Origin of the sequence: Oleispirillum naphthae (assembly GCA_027864655.1) — a bacterium.
In the GTDB taxonomy this organism is placed as follows: domain Bacteria; phylum Pseudomonadota; class Alphaproteobacteria; order Rhodospirillales; family Rhodospirillaceae; genus Oleispirillum; species Oleispirillum naphthae.
In genome coordinates this window covers 38,108-52,787 of the sequence record JAQAZG010000007.1, presented here as the reverse complement: position 1 = coordinate 52,787, position 14,680 = coordinate 38,108, and the positions used below count along the sequence as shown (strand labels likewise).

General features: G+C 67.0%; 19 protein-coding genes. 5 read left to right on the top strand and 14 right to left on the bottom strand.

The features are described 5' to 3' along the window. Nucleotides 1-49: 49 nt before the first annotated feature. The 5 genes from rpsU to O7R11_RS09120 form a co-directional block, all read right to left on the bottom strand. Nucleotides 50-256 carry a 30S ribosomal protein S21 gene (gene rpsU / locus O7R11_RS09140; protein WP_337997331.1) on the bottom strand — a complete coding sequence of 69 codons (207 nt, stop codon included), beginning with the start codon at nucleotides 254-256 and terminating at the stop codon, nucleotides 50-52. 200 nt (nucleotides 257-456) lie between these two features. Continuing rightward, nucleotides 457-1,125, bottom strand: a complete 669-nt coding sequence (locus O7R11_RS09135) for a DedA family protein (protein ID WP_337997201.1) — start codon at nucleotides 1,123-1,125, stop codon at nucleotides 457-459. 78 nt (nucleotides 1,126-1,203) lie between these two features. Continuing rightward, on the bottom strand, nucleotides 1,204-2,307 hold the full coding sequence (locus tag O7R11_RS09130) for a 5-(carboxyamino)imidazole ribonucleotide synthase (RefSeq protein WP_337997200.1): 1,104 nt from the start codon (nucleotides 2,305-2,307) through the stop codon (nucleotides 1,204-1,206). Nucleotides 2,308-2,327: 20 nt separating this feature from the next. Beyond that, entirely contained in the window at nucleotides 2,328-2,822 is a 495-nt protein-coding gene (purE, locus tag O7R11_RS09125; protein ID WP_337997199.1) for a 5-(carboxyamino)imidazole ribonucleotide mutase, read from the bottom strand. A gap of 194 nt (nucleotides 2,823-3,016) precedes the next feature. Continuing rightward, nucleotides 3,017-3,220 carry a YdcH family protein gene (locus O7R11_RS09120; protein ID WP_337997198.1) on the bottom strand — a complete coding sequence of 68 codons (204 nt, stop codon included), beginning with the start codon at nucleotides 3,218-3,220 and terminating at the stop codon, nucleotides 3,017-3,019. Nucleotides 3,221-3,351: 131 nt separating this feature from the next. Here O7R11_RS09120 and O7R11_RS09115 point away from each other — a divergent pair, with 131 nt between their 5' ends. Continuing rightward, nucleotides 3,352-4,449, top strand: a complete 1,098-nt coding sequence (locus O7R11_RS09115) for an ATP-dependent 6-phosphofructokinase (protein ID WP_337997197.1) — start codon at nucleotides 3,352-3,354, stop codon at nucleotides 4,447-4,449. 185 nt (nucleotides 4,450-4,634) lie between these two features. On the opposite strand, the gene O7R11_RS09110 is transcribed toward O7R11_RS09115, so the two are convergent. Beyond that, nucleotides 4,635-5,213, bottom strand: coding sequence for a UbiX family flavin prenyltransferase (locus O7R11_RS09110; RefSeq protein WP_337997196.1), 579 nt, complete (start codon nucleotides 5,211-5,213; stop codon nucleotides 4,635-4,637). A gap of 149 nt (nucleotides 5,214-5,362) precedes the next feature. Here O7R11_RS09110 and O7R11_RS09105 point away from each other — a divergent pair, with 149 nt between their 5' ends. Beyond that, nucleotides 5,363-5,530, top strand: coding sequence for a YdcH family protein (locus O7R11_RS09105; RefSeq protein WP_337997195.1), 168 nt, complete (start codon nucleotides 5,363-5,365; stop codon nucleotides 5,528-5,530). Nucleotides 5,531-5,616: 86 nt separating this feature from the next. On the opposite strand, the gene O7R11_RS09100 is transcribed toward O7R11_RS09105, so the two are convergent. From O7R11_RS09100 to O7R11_RS09090, 3 genes are all read right to left on the bottom strand, one after another. Further along, nucleotides 5,617-6,252 (bottom strand): DJ-1/PfpI family protein, encoded by a 636-nt coding sequence (locus O7R11_RS09100; RefSeq protein ID WP_337997194.1) that lies wholly within the window; start codon nucleotides 6,250-6,252, stop codon nucleotides 5,617-5,619. Continuing rightward, entirely contained in the window at nucleotides 6,245-6,808 is a 564-nt protein-coding gene (locus O7R11_RS09095) for a DUF1013 domain-containing protein (protein ID WP_337997193.1), read from the bottom strand. Before O7R11_RS09095 ends, O7R11_RS09100 begins: the two co-directional genes overlap by 8 nt. Before the next feature lie 105 nt (nucleotides 6,809-6,913). After that, complete coding sequence (locus tag O7R11_RS09090) at nucleotides 6,914-7,915, bottom strand: NAD(P)H-quinone oxidoreductase (protein ID WP_337997192.1); 1,002 nt, start codon at nucleotides 7,913-7,915, stop codon at nucleotides 6,914-6,916. 134 nt (nucleotides 7,916-8,049) lie between these two features. Between O7R11_RS09090 and O7R11_RS09085 the strand changes: the two genes are divergently transcribed. The 3 genes from O7R11_RS09085 to O7R11_RS09075 all read left to right on the top strand — a co-directional run bounded on the left by O7R11_RS09085 (nucleotide 8,050) and on the right by O7R11_RS09075 (nucleotide 9,414). Continuing rightward, entirely contained in the window at nucleotides 8,050-8,253 is a 204-nt protein-coding gene (locus tag O7R11_RS09085; RefSeq protein ID WP_337997191.1) for a DUF1192 family protein, read from the top strand. Then, a complete protein-coding gene (locus O7R11_RS09080; protein WP_337997190.1) occupies nucleotides 8,250-8,801 on the top strand; it encodes an acyl-CoA thioesterase in 552 nt (183 codons plus the stop codon). Before O7R11_RS09085 ends, O7R11_RS09080 begins: the two co-directional genes overlap by 4 nt. A gap of 217 nt (nucleotides 8,802-9,018) precedes the next feature. Continuing rightward, a complete protein-coding gene (locus O7R11_RS09075) occupies nucleotides 9,019-9,414 on the top strand; it encodes a YybH family protein (RefSeq protein WP_337997189.1) in 396 nt (131 codons plus the stop codon). 53 nt (nucleotides 9,415-9,467) lie between these two features. Here O7R11_RS09075 and O7R11_RS09070 read toward each other — a convergent pair whose 3' ends face one another. From O7R11_RS09070 to O7R11_RS09050, 5 genes are all read right to left on the bottom strand, one after another. Continuing rightward, a complete protein-coding gene (locus O7R11_RS09070) occupies nucleotides 9,468-9,941 on the bottom strand; it encodes an Hsp20 family protein (RefSeq protein WP_337997188.1) in 474 nt (157 codons plus the stop codon). Between the two features lie 119 nt (nucleotides 9,942-10,060). Continuing rightward, nucleotides 10,061-11,977 (bottom strand): adenylate/guanylate cyclase domain-containing protein, encoded by a 1,917-nt coding sequence (locus tag O7R11_RS09065; RefSeq protein WP_337997187.1) that lies wholly within the window; start codon nucleotides 11,975-11,977, stop codon nucleotides 10,061-10,063. 169 nt (nucleotides 11,978-12,146) lie between these two features. After that, nucleotides 12,147-12,371 carry a 50S ribosomal protein L31 gene (rpmE, locus tag O7R11_RS09060; protein ID WP_337997186.1) on the bottom strand — a complete coding sequence of 75 codons (225 nt, stop codon included), beginning with the start codon at nucleotides 12,369-12,371 and terminating at the stop codon, nucleotides 12,147-12,149. A 61-nt stretch (nucleotides 12,372-12,432) separates the two neighbouring features. Further along, nucleotides 12,433-13,506: a peptidoglycan -binding protein gene (locus O7R11_RS09055; protein ID WP_337997185.1), complete on the bottom strand. Its 1,074-nt coding sequence runs from the start codon at nucleotides 13,504-13,506 to the stop codon at nucleotides 12,433-12,435. Then, the gene (locus tag O7R11_RS09050) at nucleotides 13,503-14,666 is read right to left on the bottom strand and encodes a flagellar motor protein MotA (protein WP_337997184.1); all 1,164 of its coding nucleotides are present in this window, start codon (nucleotides 14,664-14,666) and stop codon (nucleotides 13,503-13,505) included. The genes O7R11_RS09055 and O7R11_RS09050 overlap by 4 nt, the downstream gene beginning before the upstream one ends. Between the last annotated feature and the right edge of the window lie 14 nt (nucleotides 14,667-14,680).

Genomic DNA, 14,680 nt, shown 5'->3' with positions numbered 1-14,680 from the left:
CCGGGAGGTCGGGCTGCATGCATTGGTGAGAAGCGGGAAGAAGGCTCGACTAGAAGCCTTCACGCTCCAGGCGCTTGCGCTCCAGCTTGCGGGCGCGGCGCACCGCCTCGGCGGTTTCGCGGGCCTTGCGCTCCGACGGCTTCTCGAAGTTCCGGCGCAGTTTCATCTCGCGGAAAACACCCTCGCGCTGCATCTTCTTCTTGAGCGCCTTGAGGGCCTGATCGACGTTGTTGTCGCGAACGAGAACGTGAACTATCTGACTATCCTCCGTTTGGGGCGGCGCGGCGGATATGGCCGCGGGCCTGCCGTGTCATCACCAATGCATCCCCGGCTCCCGCCGGAAAACTCAACGCGTGCGGACCACTCTCAGGGTCCGGGCGCACTTGGTATCATATCGGGTCGTGGTTGTGAAGTCGTAATTGGCCGCCCGTGCGGTGTCAAGCGCGCTTCTGCGCTTCATTTTTCCGCCATGGCGGCGGCGGCCTTGGCGCGCGCCTCCTGACGGTAGGCCTGCATGCGCCGCAGCCGCTGGATGCGCGGGTCGCGGTTGCCGCGCAGGCGGTTCACCAGAATGCTGACGGCGCTGATGAGCACGACGACGCCGAGGATGATCAGCAGGATCATGCCGTGCAGCTTGCCGATGAAGGTTTCGAGCGTCTTGCCCAGCATGTAGCCGCCGCCCGCGAAGATCGTCGCCCAGGCGAAGGCGGCGATGAAGTTGAGAAAGGCGAACCGCGGGTGGCCGATGCCGTTCATCCCGATGACGAAGGGGCTGACGTTGCGCAGGCCGTAGATGAAGCGGAAGCTGAGGATGAAGCCGGTTTCGTACTTCTTGAGCAGGCGGAACACCGAGCGGGTCTTGCGCTTCAGGCTGGGGCGGGAATAGAGCAGGCGCGAGCCCCAGCGCTTGCCGATGGTGAAGTACACCTGGTCGCCGAAAAAGGTGCCGCCGAGGGCGGTGGCGAACACCAGGGGCAGCGACATCATGCCCTGAGACGCGAACACGCCGGCGAAAATGACGATGGTTTCGCCTTCCAGGAAAGTGCCGATCAGAATTGCCACATATCCCCAGGATTGCAGCAACTCTTCCAGCGACATGTTCAGGGAATTGAGGAGAAAATCCAATGACCTCGGCCTGTCCTGTCGGTTCCTTTGCAGCGTCCTTCGGAGATCGGACGGCGGAACGGCTCGGCAGTTATAGCCCTATTTGCCATCGTTTTTCCAGCGCGGAAACACGCGTGTGACGTGGCCCATCTTACGGCCTTCTCGGGCCTCGGTTTTACCGTAGAGATGCAGCTTCGCCTTGGGGTCGGAAAGGATCGAATCCCAGTTCTCGATGCTGCGTCCGAGGAGGTTTTTCATCTCGGCGTTGGAGTGGCGCTCGGTGGAGCCGAGGCGCAGGTTGCACACCGCGCGGACGAACTGTTCGAACTGGTCGGTGATGCAGGCGTCGATCGTCCAGTGTCCGGAATTGTGGGGGCGCGGCGCCATTTCGTTGACCAGGATGCGGCCGTCGTCGGCGACGAACATCTCGATCGCCAGAAGGCCCTGCAGGTCGAGGCTCACCGCCGCGTGGTGGGCGATGGCGGCGGCGCGCTCCGCCTGCTCCGGGGTGATCTGGGCGGGGATGCGGGTGGTATCGAGAATGTGATCGACGTGGACGTTCTCGGCGATGTCGAAGGTGTTGACCTCGCCGCGCGGCGAGCGCGCGACGATCGCCGAGATTTCGCGCGAGAAGGCGACGTAGCCTTCCAGGATGGCGGGCGCGCCGGCGATGGCGGCCCAGGCGGCGGCGGCCTCTCCGGGGTGGTTGATGCGCGCCTGGCCCTTGCCGTCATAGCCGAGCCGCCGCGTCTTGAGAATGCAGGGCACGCCGAGCGCGGCGATCGCCTCGGTGAGCTGGGGCAGGCCGTCCACCGGCTTCCACGGCGCGGTGGGGGCGCCGATGCCGGAGAAGAAGGCCTTTTCCAGGGCACGGTCCTGGGCGGTTTCCAGCACCTTCCAGGAGGGCCGCACGACGGTGCGCGCGGCAAGGCGTTCGACGCTCGCCGCCGGAATGTTCTCGAACTCGAAGGTGACCACATCCACCGCCGCGGCGAAGGCGTCGAGCGCCGCCGCGTCGTCGTAGGGCGCTTGCGTCACCGCCGCGGCCACGGCGAAGGCGGGGGAGCCCGCCTCGGGGCAGTAGACGTGGCAGCGGTAGCCGAGCCTTGCGGCGGCGAGCGCGGTCATCCGGCCCAACTGGCCGCCGCCGAGAATCCCGATCGTCGATCCCGGCGCGATCGCCGGGGAGGAGGTCTGCGTCATGGTGAAAACCGTCCTGATGCTCAGGGGGCCGGATCGACCGGGACGACCGCGACCGCATCGGTCTGGCGCGCGCGCCAGGCATCGAGCGCCGCGGCGATGGCCGGGTCGGACAGCCCGAGGATGGCGGCGGCGAGAAGCGCCGCGTTGATCGCCCCCGCCTTGCCGATGGCGAGCGTGCCCACCGGCACGCCGCCCGGCATCTGCACGATCGAGAGCAGGCTGTCGAGGCCATGGAGCGCGTGGCTCTGCACCGGCACGCCGAGCACCGGCAGCGAGGTCATCGCCGCGGTCATGCCCGGCAGGTGCGCCGCGCCGCCCGCGCCCGCGATGATCACCTTGAGGCCGCGCTGCCGCGCCCCTTTGGCGTAGTCGGCCATGCGGTCCGGGGTGCGGTGGGCGGAGACGATGCGGCTTTCGCAGGCGACGCCGAGCGCTTCCAGGGTTTCGGCGGCGTGGCGCATGGTCTCCCAGTCGGACTGGCTGCCCATGATGATGCCGACCAGGGGGTGAGTCATGACGCGAGGTTCCCTCAAGAATGAAACCGCCCGCATCTGCGGGCGGTGGGAGTGTAGTGCATATCCCGGCCGGACGAAACTGCTTCCTGCGGGGCGGACCGCACCCAACCCTCTCACCTTGCCGCGCCCGCCGGCGCTGCAAGATGCGTTCCCTCTCCGCGAGGGCCGCCGCCGCCACCCCGAAGCCTTCCCCCTTAGGCGATGATGTCCGGATACATCTGGGCTTCCAGCCGGACGATCTCGTCCTTCAGAACCAGCTTGCGCTTTTTCAGGCGCTGGATCTGCAACTGGTTGGCCACGGTTTCGGCATCCAGACGCGCGATGACATCGTCGAGGTCACGATGCTCCAGTCGCAACGCTTCGAGGTGGCGGCAGATATCTTCTTCCGAAAGGTTCATAATCCCCATATCGGCAATATGTACTAGGATGCTTAGAATAGCAGAATTTCCGGCGCAGGGGTACGCTGCGGAGACCCGGAACCGATGAAAAACGCCGTTTACCGCGGTCAATCGAGCGATGAGGGATACACATGCCGAAGTCAGTCGTTAAGCGTATCGGAGTCTTGACCAGCGGCGGCGATTGCGCCGGGCTGAACGCGGTGATCCGCGCCGTGGTGGCGCGTGCGGTACGCGCCTACGGCATGGAGGTGCTGGGGATTTCCGACGGCAGCCTCGGTTTGATGAGCCGCCCGCTGCAGTACCAGAAACTCGACCTCGAGGTGTTCTCCGGCATGGTGCTGCGCATGGGCGGCACCATGCTAGGCACCACCAACAAGGGCGATCCCTTCGCTTTCCCGATGCCTGACGGCACCATCAAGGACCGCTCCCAGGACTTCGTGGACGGGGTGCATGAACTCGGCCTCGACGCCCTCGTCGTCATCGGCGGAGACGGCAGCCAGGCGATCCTGCGGCGGCTCTGCCGCAAGGGCGACATCCCGATGGTCGGCATCCCCAAGACCATCGACAACGACGTGCCGTTCACCGAATCTGCGGTCGGTTTCAACAGCGCGATCCGCGTCTGCGTCGATGCGCTGGACCACCTGCAACCCACCGCGGCCTCCCACCACCGGGTGATGATCTGCGAGATGATGGGACGCGACGCCGGGCACATCGCGCTCCACTCCGGCATCGCGGGCGGCGCGGACGTGATCCTCCTGCCGGAGATTCCCTATACCCTCGAGGCGGTGGTGGAGAAGCTCAAGCAGGTGCACGACGAGGGCCGCCGCCACGCCCTGGTGGTGGTGGCCGAAGGCGTGAAGATGGAAGACGGCAATTCGGCGACGATGAAGATGTCCGACGGCCAGAGGCGCTATGGCGGTATCGGCCATTACCTCAGCGAGCAGCTCAACAGCCGCATGGAGGTGGAAACCCGCGTCACCGTGCTCGGCCACGTGCAGCGCGGCGGCACCCCCTCGGCGAGCGACCGGGTGATGGCCTCGGCCTTCGGCGTGCACGCCGTCGATCTGGTGGCGCGCGGCCGCTTCAACCGCATGGTGGTGTGGCGCGACCGCGGCGTGATGGACGTGAACATCGACGACGTGGCGGCCATGGGCGCCCGCCAGCTCGACCCGCGCGACCCGCTGGTCCATACCGCGCGCGGGCTCGGCACCTACGTGGGCGACCTGTAAGGGATAAAACCAAAACGTTGCGGAGGGTCGCGGACCCTCCGCGCCTCCCATAACTTTTGGTTTTTGCGCGTAGCGCCATAGAACCATCACGTGGCGTGACGGCTGATGGCCGCTGCGCGGCGGAAAACTTATGGGGGGTGTGGGGGGGCCTGAGGTCCCCCACGAAGTTGTGGTTTTTCCGGTGCCTACGGCGTCGGGCCGACGTCGCGGCCCCAGCGTTTCAGCTTTCCGGTGTCCAGGCCGAAGAGGTCGAGGACGCGGCCGACGCTGTGGTCCACGATGTCTTCGATGGTTTGCGGGCGGTGGTAGAAGGCGGGCACCGGCGGCGCGACGATCGCGCCGATCTCGGTGGCCGTGGCCATGGCGCGCAAATGTCCGAGATGCAGCGGGGTTTCCCGCACCATCAGGACGAGGCGGCGGCGTTCCTTCAGGGTCACGTCGGCGGCGCGGGTGAGCAGGTTGTCGGCGGTGCCCGCGGCGATCGCCGCCACGGTGGCCACCGAGCACGGCGCGACGACCATGCCGAGGGTGGGGAAGGAGCCGCTGGAGATCGGCGCGGCGATGTCTTCCGGGCGGTAGACCGCATCCGCCATCGCCTGCACGTCGCGCACCTTGAGGTCGGTCTCGTGCGCCAGGGTGATCTCGGCGGCGCGGCTCATCACCAGATGGCGGGTGACGCCGAGTTCCTTGAGCGCGGCGAGCATGCGGATGCCGTAGATCGCGCCGGACGCGCCGGAGATGCCGACAATGATCGCGGGAGTCATGGGGCGCGCCTCCGCTGCGTGGAAATGGCGGTTTTCCGCCGCTGTCAATCCCGGAAATTTACATTTCCGGAGTCGTTGATCTGGAGAAACCGGGGGGGAAGTCTTACACTAAATATATCCTTATGGAAGAGCGTACATGGAGGTTGCCCATGAGCACTACCGCGCATATCGAGGCGTTGAAAGAAAAGCACACTGCCCTTGAGGCCGCGATTCACGACGAAGAACTCCGCCCGCATCCGGATGACGATGCGATCAGCAACCTGAAGAAACAGAAATTACTGGTGAAGGACGAAATCCAACGCGCGGTGCGAGACTGAACCCCCGCGCGATATCACGATTTCTCTTTTCTTGATCTTCTGCTTACGGCGCGTCCGATCTCGGGACGCGCCGTTTGATTGTCCGTTCAACCGGTGAGATCGCGCGCGATCAGCATGATCTCGCGCCCCGCCTTCTCCGGCGAGCCGCAGTCGAAGGGCGGCTGCGGGTCGTATTCGATGCGCAGCTGGATCGCCTTGGCCACTTCGTCCCCGGCAAGGCGCGCCGCCAAGAGCAGCGCCATGTCGATGCCGGCGGAGACCCCGGCGGCGGTGAGGATGCGGCCGCGCTCCACGATGCGGGCGTTGACCGGGTTGGCTCCCCATTTCGCCAGCAGGTCCTTCGCCGCCCAGTGGGTGGTGGCGTCCACCCCCTTGAGCAGCCCCGCGCCGCCGAGGATGAGGCTGCCGGTGCATACCGAGGCGACCCACCGCGCGGTGCCCGCGATGGCGCGCACCCAGGCGGTTATGCGGGGGTCGTTCATCATCTCGCGGGCTCCGGGTCCACCCGGCACCACCAGGATGTCGGCGGCCTCCACCTCGGCGATCGCCGCGTCGGCGGAGAGGCGCAGGCGTCCGCCCGCGGCGGCGATTGCGCCGCCCTCGAGGGAGACGATGCGGGTGACCGCGCCCGGCAGGCGGTACAGCACCTCGAACGGACCGACGAAGTCGAGAGGAGTCAGTCCGTCGAAGACCAGAAAGACGATGGAGAGCGGCTTATTCATGAGGCTCCTGCGGAGGTTGCACTTGCGGGATGCCGCTGCGGCTCTGGGCGATCACCACCGCCTTTTCCAGATCCGCCTCGCTGCACAGACCGAGCGTCACCGGGTTGCGCGCCTTGATGTTCGCCGCGTTCCAGTGGGTCTTGTCGCGCACCGCGGTGATCGTCGATTTGGTGGTGCCGATCAGGGAGACGATCTGCGCGTCGGAGAGCTCCGGGTGGTGCTTGAGGAGCCAGGATATGGCGTCGGGACGGTCCTGTCGCTTGGAGACCGGGGTGTAGCGCGCGCCCTTGGCGCGCGACTGCGGCGTCGGGATGTCGGTTTCGCGCGCCTGCAGGCGCGCGGTGGGGTCGGCTTCGCAGCGGGCGAGTTCTTCCCGCGTGAGTTGTCCGGCGACCATCGGATCCTGGCCGACGATGCTGCTTTGCACGTTGCCGTCGGCGATCGCCTGGATCTCCAATTCGTGCATGCCGCAGAACTCGGCGATCTGTCGGAAGGTCAGGGCGGTGTTATCGACCAGCCATACGGCGGTGGCTTTCGGCATCAATGGCAGGGCCATGGCGTTCCTCTTTGTTCTTGTTGGCTACGGTCGCGGCCCCGACCCGCCGCTTTTTCGTGCGGAGCGGCGGCGGGTCCAGGACGGAAAATGTCGCGGCAGGTCCTCTCAGGGAACCAGCATGATTTTACCGATATGCTGAGAAGATTCCATCAGTTGATGCGCCGCAGCCGCATCCTTGAGAGAAAAAGTTTTGTAGATCAGCGGCTTCAATGCACCGGCATCGAGCAGCGGCCAGACCTTGGCGCGCAGGGCCGCGGCGATGCGCGCCTTCTCCTCGGTGGGCTGGGAGCGCAGCACCGAACCGGTGAAGGTGAGGCGCTTGAGCATCAGCGGCATGAAGTTGAATTCCACCTTCGAACCCTGCTGGAAGCCGATGTTGACGTGGCGGCCGCTCGGCGCCATCGCCTTGACGTCGCGGTTGAGGTAGTCGCCGCCCACCACGTCGAGGATGACGTTGACGCCCTTGCCGCCGGTGATTTCGCGCACGACTTCCACGTAGTCCTCTTCGCGGTAGTTGATGCCGCGCTCCGCGCCGAGGGTCTCGCACGCCTGCACCTTTTCCGCGCTGCCCGCGGTGGCGAACACCCGTGCGCCCATCGCCTTGGCCAGCTGGATGGCGGTGGTGCCGATGCCGCCGGTGCCGCCGTGGACGAGGAAGCTCTCCCCGGCCGCCAGCGCGCCGCGCTCGAACACGTTGTGCCAGACGGTGAAGAAGGTCTCCGGGATCGCCGCGGCGGTGAGCGCGTCGAAGCCCTTGGGGAAGGGCAGGCACAGCGCCGCCTTGGCGACGCAGTGGTCGGCATAGCCGCCGCCGGAGAGAAGGGCGCAGACATTGTCGCCCACCTTGGGCGCGGCGACGCCTTCGCCCACCGCCACGACTTCGCCCGCGACTTCGAGGCCGGGGATGTCGGTGGCGCCGGGCGGCGGCGCATAGTTGCCCTGGCGCTGCACGATGTCGGGGCGGTTGACGCCTGCGGCCGCCACACGGATCAGGACCTCGCCCGCGCATGGCGACGGCATCGGCCGCTGCGTCGGGACCAGGCCTTCCGGGCCGCCGAATTCCTTGATCTCGATGCACGTCATGAAGTCAGGCAATTGCGTGGTCATGAAGAATCTCCTGCTGGGCGTCGTGATGCGGAACCGCCATAACGAAAGATGGCGTGGAACTGGCGTGCCGAAACCCCCCTCTGCTACGATGCTGGAAAAATTCGACGGCGTGACGTTCGCATAGGGAATACGACATGGACGACGAGGATGACAAGCCCCGGCTTGAAACCGGAATGCCCGCAGAGTTGGCGGCGCTGTCGGTAGAGGAATTGGAGCGGTGGATCGCCACCTTCGAAAGCGAGATCGCGCGCGCCCGCGCGGCGATCGCGGCGAAGAAGAGCGTGCGCTCCGGCGCCGATGCGCTGTTTTCCTTCAAGCGGGAAGGGGGGAGCGTATGAGCAAGGACCCCGCCGAGCGCGGCGTGCCGCTTGCCGCCGGAAGCTCCGCGCCCGCAGGCGGCGACGGATGGAACGCCGCGGCCTCGCCGTTTTCCGCCGCCGGAGAGCGGCGCGCGGATTACGGTTTCCACACGGTGATTCCGTTGCGCTGGTCGGACTTCGACATGATGGGGCACGTCAACAACGTGCAGTTCATGCGCTTTTTCGAGATCGCGGTGGTGGACTTCTTCCGTGCCCACGACGTGTTCCCGCCATCGAGCACGGTGACCGCCTTCGCCGCGGAAAACATGTGCCGCTTCCTCAAGCCGCTCAACTACCCGCTGCACACAGTGGACTGCGGCATGCGGGTGGAGCGCCTGGGCGGCTCCAGCGCGCGCTTCGGCTTCGCCCTGTTCCGCAAGGAGGAGGAAGCGCCGTCGGCGGTTGGCTATTGGGTGCATGTGTTCATCGACCGCCAGACCCTGCGTACGGCGCCGATGCCGCAACAGTCGCGCGACGTCTTCACGCGGTATGTGAACCCCAGCGCCTGGACGATGTCCGGCGCATGACAGGGTTGCGACAGGCGAGGGGCTCCGGAGACTGGCGCGGAGCCGCCGCCCGTGGCATTCTCTCCGCATGGAACGCGTTCTCGCCATCGTATCGTCGCTCATTATCTCCGGCCATGAGGCGGTGGGGTAAGGCGCGTCCGTTTTTCCATACGACACGACAACCCGCCGCGAGGCGGGTTTTTTCGTCACCCGTCTCCCGGCGCAGAGGAGACCGAGCATGTCATCCCACCCCTTATGCGACGTCATCGCCGCTGCGGACCGCGCCATCTCCGCCGAGGACTTCGACGGTTTGATGGACTTTTATGCCGACGACGCGGCCCTGGTCGTGGCGCCGAGCCTCGTCGCCACGGGCAAGGCGCAGATTCTCAAGGCGTTCATCGGCATTTCGCAGCATTTCGGCCATTGTCTCACGGTGTCGCAGCGGCAGATGGAAGTGGTGGAAGGCGGCGATACCGCGCTCGTCCTCGCGGAGACCGTGCTCGATACCGAGGGTGCGGAAGGGCAGGCGGTGTCCATCCTGCGGCGGGCCACCTACGTATTCCGCAAGACCCCGGAGGGAGACTGGCTCTGTGCCATCGACAATTCCTACGGGACCGGTCTCCTCGGGCGATAGAAAGGCGCAGCCTCGCGGCCGCGCCTCCCCGGTTTTCCGGCGGTGCCGGGGCCTCAGGCGGCCTTGGGGCCGCCGATCGCGGTCTTGCCGCCTTCGGCGGAAATCGCGATCTTGCGCGGCTTCAGCTCTTCCGGCACCTCGCGCTCCAGGTCGATGTGCAGAAGGCCGTTCTCCAGGCTTGCGCCCGTCACCTTGATGTGGGCGGCAAGCTCGAAGCGGCGCTCGAAGGCGCGCGCGGCGATGCCCCGGTGCAGGAAGGTGGTTCCGCCGTCGGCCTCGCCGGTTTCCTCCGCCTTGCGGCCGGTCACCGTGAGCGAGTTGTCCTTCGCCGTGATGTCGAGGTCGTCCTCGGAGAAACCGGCCACCGCCATGGAGATGCGGTAGCGGTCCTCGCCGAAGCGTTCGATGTTGTAGGGCGGGTACGACATCGCGCCTTCGTCGAGGCGGCTGACGGCATCCATCAGGCGGCTGACGTTATCGAACCCGACGGTGAAACGATGCAGGGGGGAAAGGTCGTAGGTGCGCATGGCAATCCTCCATTGAGCGATTCCAGAATGGTGCGGGCGCCCGTGGGCCACCCGCGGCAGCGCCGGTCCCGTTTATCGGCGGCCGGCAGGGATGATATGGGTTGGGGGGTTTTTGCCTGTCAAGCCCCGGCGCGGGGGGACTCTTCCGGCGGCGCGGGTTCTGCGGGCGCGGCCTCTGCGGCGGGGGCTTGCGGCGCTTCCGGCGCTTCCGCCGCCTGCTCGGGCGGCGCTTCCGGCGTTTCCGGCATTTCCGGCATTTCCGCCGGGGCGGCTTCCGGGTCGGGCATGGAGGCCCAGGCGACGTCGAACAGCGTCTGCGGGTCCTGCACGCCGCGCAGGAGCCGCGGCTCCAGCCGCTGCATCGGATAGGTCTTTCCAACCACCAGTTCGCGCACCACGTTGGAGATCAGCACGTGGTCGGGCTCCGCCTCGGAGCAGATGCGCGCCGCGAGCTGCACCGCAGCGCCGAACAGATCGTCGTCCTCGACGATCGGCTCGCCGGCGTTGATGCCGATGCGCAAAAGGAAGGTCTGCTCCGGGTGGTCCGCGTTGTAGGCGCGCACCGCCTTCTGGATCGCCGCGGCGCATTCGATCGCCAGAGACGGCGCGCCGAACGAGGCCATGATGCCGTCGCCGGTGTGCTTCACCTCCAGCCCCTGATAGGCGGCGAGAGCGGCGCGCACGATGACGTTGTGCGCCCGCACGTAGTCCTGCGCCGCGGTGTCGCCGCGGTGCTGCGTCAGCTGCGTGGAGCCCACCATGTCGGTGAACAGGATGGTGAGGATGTTGGTGCCGGAGATGCGGTCCGCCGGGCGGTTCCACGCCGCCATCGCCTCGCGCAGATCGTCGAAGGGCGCGCCCTTGCCGTCGAGGTAGTCGTCGAGCGCCGCCTCGCCGTGCTGGTACATCATGGCGTAGCGCGGGTCGGCGACGTGGGCATCGAGCTTGCGGCAGAAGGCGTTGGCGAGCGACGGCTTGGTGCCCAGCATGCACACCGCCTCGCGGATCATCGCCGTCACCTGCGCCGGGGTGAGGTTGTCGCGGCGGCCGAGCGCGGAGCATACCCCGGCCATGATCAGGTTGAGGCCGAACTTGTTGTAGGCGTCGAGGTGCGGGCAGGCGTCCTTGAGCGCGGTGATCGCGCCGGTGAGGAAGCGCATCATCGTCATCCTCTGGCGCTCGATGCGGGCGGTCTCCTCCACATCCTGCGCGTCGTCTTCCTCCGCTTCCGGCTGCGGTTCCGCTTCCTTCTCCGGTTTCTTCTCCTCCTTTTCCGGCTTCTTCTCCGGCTCCGGCTTCTTTTCCGGTTCCGGTTTCGGCGTCTTCTCGGGCTCCGGCTTCTTTTCCGGCTTGGCCGGCTGCGTCATCAGGCCCGGGTCGTTCTGAAACAGCGCCGGGCCGGAGGCCGGCGTTCCGGCCGCGCCGCCCGGCATCTCGAGGAAGGCGGGCTTGCTCGCCTTGCCGGTGGCCTTGGCCTTGGCCGCGGTCGCGGTGAGCGCCGGGATGTAGCGGCTGACCAGGGGCAGCGCGGAGAGCAGGAAGACCACGATGAAGGCGCCGAAGAGGATGCGCGGCGGCGTCGAGGGGGAGAGGTGCGCCGCCACCATCGGCGCGCGCAGCAGCAGGGAGAGCACCCCGGTGACCCCCGCGGCGATGAGCAGCGCGCTGATCACCATCATGGTGATGCGGGCGACGGTCTTGGCGGTTCCCGCTTCCTCTTCGGCATCGGCGGTCCAGGCGAAGGGGATGTCGGCCCCGCCGCCGCCGCCCGTCCGCGGCCCGCGCGCCTGCGCCAGGCGGCGCTTGTAGGCGGCGAGGTTGGGGCTGATGCGCACCACCGCTTCGTCGGTCTGGTTGCTCTCGGGGTAATAGATCTCGCGGATCAGCTTGGTGGCGTGGCTGAGGTTCTTCTCGATGGCCTTGGCGTCGTCCATCGCGTCGTCCAGCTCGGCGCTGGTGTAGCGGCCATGCAGAATCCAGCCGGAGGATTCCAGGGTATAGAGCTCGTAGGTGGTGATCTTGCTGGCGCCGCTCATCGTCCGCTGGTCCGCATCGCCCGACACCCGGGCGGGACTTTCGCACGCGACACGATGCCCCGCTCGAAACGGTTAAAGACAGTTCCTCACAATCCGTCCGCCGGGACAAGAAAAAACGATGCCGCCCGCGGGGGGCGGCATCGTTTTCAAAATGCGGTCACGAAACGGATCAGGACTTCAGACCGAAGCCCGCGAACCGCTTCTTGAACTTGGCGAGCTGACCGCCGCTTTCGTTCAGGCGATGGACGCCGGTCCACGCCGGGTGGGACTTGGAGTCGATGTCCAGACGCATCACCGCGTCGGGGCCGCCCTTGGTGGAGCGGGTCATGAACTCGGTCCCGTCCGTCATGATGACCTTGAGGTCCTGGTACGCCGGGTGAATGTCTTTTTTCATCGTCTTCGTGCTCCCGAATGAGGGCGTAGTCCGTACCAGAAAGCGGACGGGGTGTCCAGACCTATCGTTGCGTCAGCTTGAATTCGATGCGCCGGTTGCGCCGGAGAGCCGCCTCGGAGCCGCCGGGATCGATCGGCTGGTATTCGCCGAAACCCGCGGCGACCAGGCGGTTGGCGGGAAGGCCCGCATCGATCAGGAAGCGCACCACCGAGATCGCACGCGCGGTCGAAAGCTCCCAGTTGGAGCGGAACTGCGCGGTGGCGATCGGCACCTTGTCGGTATGGCCATCGACGCGGAGGATCCAGTCGATGTCCTTGGGGATTTCTCTGGAAAGTTCGATCAGGGTGGTGGCGAGGCCCGCAAGCTGACGCTTGCCGTCGTCGCCGAGATCGGCGGAACCCTGGGCGAACAGCACTTCGGACTGGAAGACGAAGCGGTCGCCCTGGATGCGCACGTCGGCGCGGGAGCCGAGAATGGCGCGCAGGCGGCCGAAGAATTCCGAACGGTAGCGCGCAAGCTCCGCCACCTTGCTGGCGAGCGCCTGGTTGAGCCGCGCCCCGAGGTTGGCGATCTGGATCTTCTGCTCTTCGGCGAGCTTCTCCGAGGCGTCGAGCGCCGCGTTGAGCCGCGCCATCTCGGTTTTCAGCGCGGCGAGCTGCTGGTTCAACAGCGCGGTCTGGGCGCGCGCCTCTTCGCTCAGGCGGCGCTCCGCAGCGAGCGCGCCGTCCTTTTCGCCGAGCGCCGCGTCCATCTCTTTGATCCGCGCCTCCAGTTCCTCCTTCAGCGCCTGCAGGGCGGCGACGTCGGCGGAAAGGCGCTGGGTTTCCTCGCCGGCCACCACCAGGCTTTCCGCCTTGGCGTTGGCGTTGGCGAGTTCGGTGGAGAGCTGGGTGAGGTTGAGGCGCATCTCGGCGTTGGACTTGCGCTCGATGGAAAGCAACTCGGCCAGTTCGCCGACCTGCCGTTGCAGGCGGTCGAGCGCGGCGTCGCGCCCCGACAGCGCCTGGCCGAGGAAGAACTGCGCCAGAACGAAGATCATCAGGAGGAAGAGGATGACGATCAGAAGCGTCGAAAGGGCGTCCACGAAGCCCGGCCAGATGTCGGGCGGCGCCCGGCGGGCCCGGCGCACGCTCATGACCCGCGCCCGCGCTTGGCGTCGTCGGCGACAGCGGCGATGGTGCGGGCGAGCACCTTGATCTCGCCGCGCATGTCGCGGGACATCTCGGAGCGTCCGCGCGTCATTTCGTCGAGCACCGCGGCGAGGCCGTTCTCGATGGCGCGCGGCAGCGCCTTGAGCGCGCTGCGGGTGTCGGCGTCCAGCCCGCTGTCGGCCTTGGCGAGCGCGTGCACTCCGGCGAGCAGGGAGGACTGGTTCTCCGCGAGTTTCAGCATCACCTGCTGCTGGGTGTGCATGTGTTCGGTCAGCAGGTCGAGGCGCTGCGCCAGTTCGCGGATTTCGCGCATCGTCGCGAGCGAGCTTTCGTCGCCACGGCTGGTCAGGCGCTGCAATTCGGTGAGGCTTTCGGCGGTCTGCTCCAGCAGCGCGCCGATGTAGGCGGGCACCGAGCCGTCGCCGTCGCCCACCGGCCCGGCGCCGGAGGACATCCGGGTCACCCCGGCGAGCCAGTCCTCGATCTGGTTGAAGAAGGAGTTCTGCGCCTGGCCGAGCTGAAGGTCGAGGAAGCCGATCACCAGCGAGCCGGAGAGGCCGAGCAGCGACGAGGAGAACGCCGTGCCCATGCCCGCGAGCGGCGCTTCCAGTCCGTGCTTCAGATCGGCGAAGACGCGGGTGATGTCGCCGCCGGAGATCTGAAGGTTGGAGATCACGTTGCCGATGGTGGCCACCGTCTCCATCAGTCCCCAGAAGGTGCCGAGCAGGCCGAGGAAGATGGTGAGCCCGGTGAAGTAGCGCGAGATGTCGCGGCTCTCCTCCAGGCGGTCGGAGAGGCTGTCGAGGACCGAGCGGGTCGCCAGGGCCGAGAGGGAGAAGCGCTTGCCTTCCGGCCGGTCGGCGAACATCCGCGCCGCGGGGGCGAGGAGGTGCGGCTCCGGCAGGCTCTCCGCGCCGGGCTTCTGCCGGTGGAAGGATTCGGCCCAGCGCAGTTCCGGCGCGAGCGCCAGAACCTGGCGGATGGCGAAGGTGACGCCGACGAAGACGACGCCGCAGATCAGCCCGTTGAGCGCCGGGTTGACCATGAAGGCGCGGTGCAGCACCGGGAAGGTCAGCGCCACGGCGGCGGCCACCGCGGCAAGGAAGAGGATCATCCGGCGAAGATAGCGGCGAGGCGATTGCATCACGGGAATCCCCT

What these genes read in the sequence shown, in the direction of transcription:
- O7R11_RS09120 (WP_337997198.1), bottom strand. Translation starts at nt 3,220, where the DNA reads ATGAACCTTTCGGAAGAAGATATCTGCCGCCACCTCGAAGCGTTGCGA.
- O7R11_RS09080 (WP_337997190.1), top strand. Translation starts at nt 8,250, where the DNA reads ATGAGCAAGGACCCCGCCGAGCGCGGCGTGCCGCTTGCCGCCGGAAGC.
- O7R11_RS09070 (WP_337997188.1), bottom strand. Translation starts at nt 9,941, where the DNA reads ATGCGCACCTACGACCTTTCCCCCCTGCATCGTTTCACCGTCGGGTTC.
- O7R11_RS09050 (WP_337997184.1), bottom strand. Translation starts at nt 14,666, where the DNA reads ATGCAATCGCCTCGCCGCTATCTTCGCCGGATGATCCTCTTCCTTGCC.
- O7R11_RS09130 (WP_337997200.1), bottom strand. Translation starts at nt 2,307, where the DNA reads ATGACGCAGACCTCCTCCCCGGCGATCGCGCCGGGATCGACGATCGGG.
- O7R11_RS09110 (WP_337997196.1), bottom strand. Translation starts at nt 5,213, where the DNA reads ATGACTCCCGCGATCATTGTCGGCATCTCCGGCGCGTCCGGCGCGATC.
- O7R11_RS09090 (WP_337997192.1), bottom strand. Translation starts at nt 7,915, where the DNA reads ATGACCACGCAATTGCCTGACTTCATGACGTGCATCGAGATCAAGGAA.
- O7R11_RS09085 (WP_337997191.1), top strand. Translation starts at nt 8,050, where the DNA reads ATGGACGACGAGGATGACAAGCCCCGGCTTGAAACCGGAATGCCCGCA.
- O7R11_RS09115 (WP_337997197.1), top strand. Translation starts at nt 3,352, where the DNA reads ATGCCGAAGTCAGTCGTTAAGCGTATCGGAGTCTTGACCAGCGGCGGC.
- O7R11_RS09100 (WP_337997194.1), bottom strand. Translation starts at nt 6,252, where the DNA reads ATGAATAAGCCGCTCTCCATCGTCTTTCTGGTCTTCGACGGACTGACT.
- O7R11_RS09055 (WP_337997185.1), bottom strand. Translation starts at nt 13,506, where the DNA reads ATGAGCGTGCGCCGGGCCCGCCGGGCGCCGCCCGACATCTGGCCGGGC.
- O7R11_RS09095 (WP_337997193.1), bottom strand. Translation starts at nt 6,808, where the DNA reads ATGGCCCTGCCATTGATGCCGAAAGCCACCGCCGTATGGCTGGTCGAT.
- O7R11_RS09065 (WP_337997187.1), bottom strand. Translation starts at nt 11,977, where the DNA reads ATGAGCGGCGCCAGCAAGATCACCACCTACGAGCTCTATACCCTGGAA.
- O7R11_RS09105 (WP_337997195.1), top strand. Translation starts at nt 5,363, where the DNA reads ATGAGCACTACCGCGCATATCGAGGCGTTGAAAGAAAAGCACACTGCC.
- rpmE (WP_337997186.1), bottom strand. Translation starts at nt 12,371, where the DNA reads ATGAAAAAAGACATTCACCCGGCGTACCAGGACCTCAAGGTCATCATG.
- O7R11_RS09075 (WP_337997189.1), top strand. Translation starts at nt 9,019, where the DNA reads ATGTCATCCCACCCCTTATGCGACGTCATCGCCGCTGCGGACCGCGCC.
- purE (WP_337997199.1), bottom strand. Translation starts at nt 2,822, where the DNA reads ATGACTCACCCCCTGGTCGGCATCATCATGGGCAGCCAGTCCGACTGG.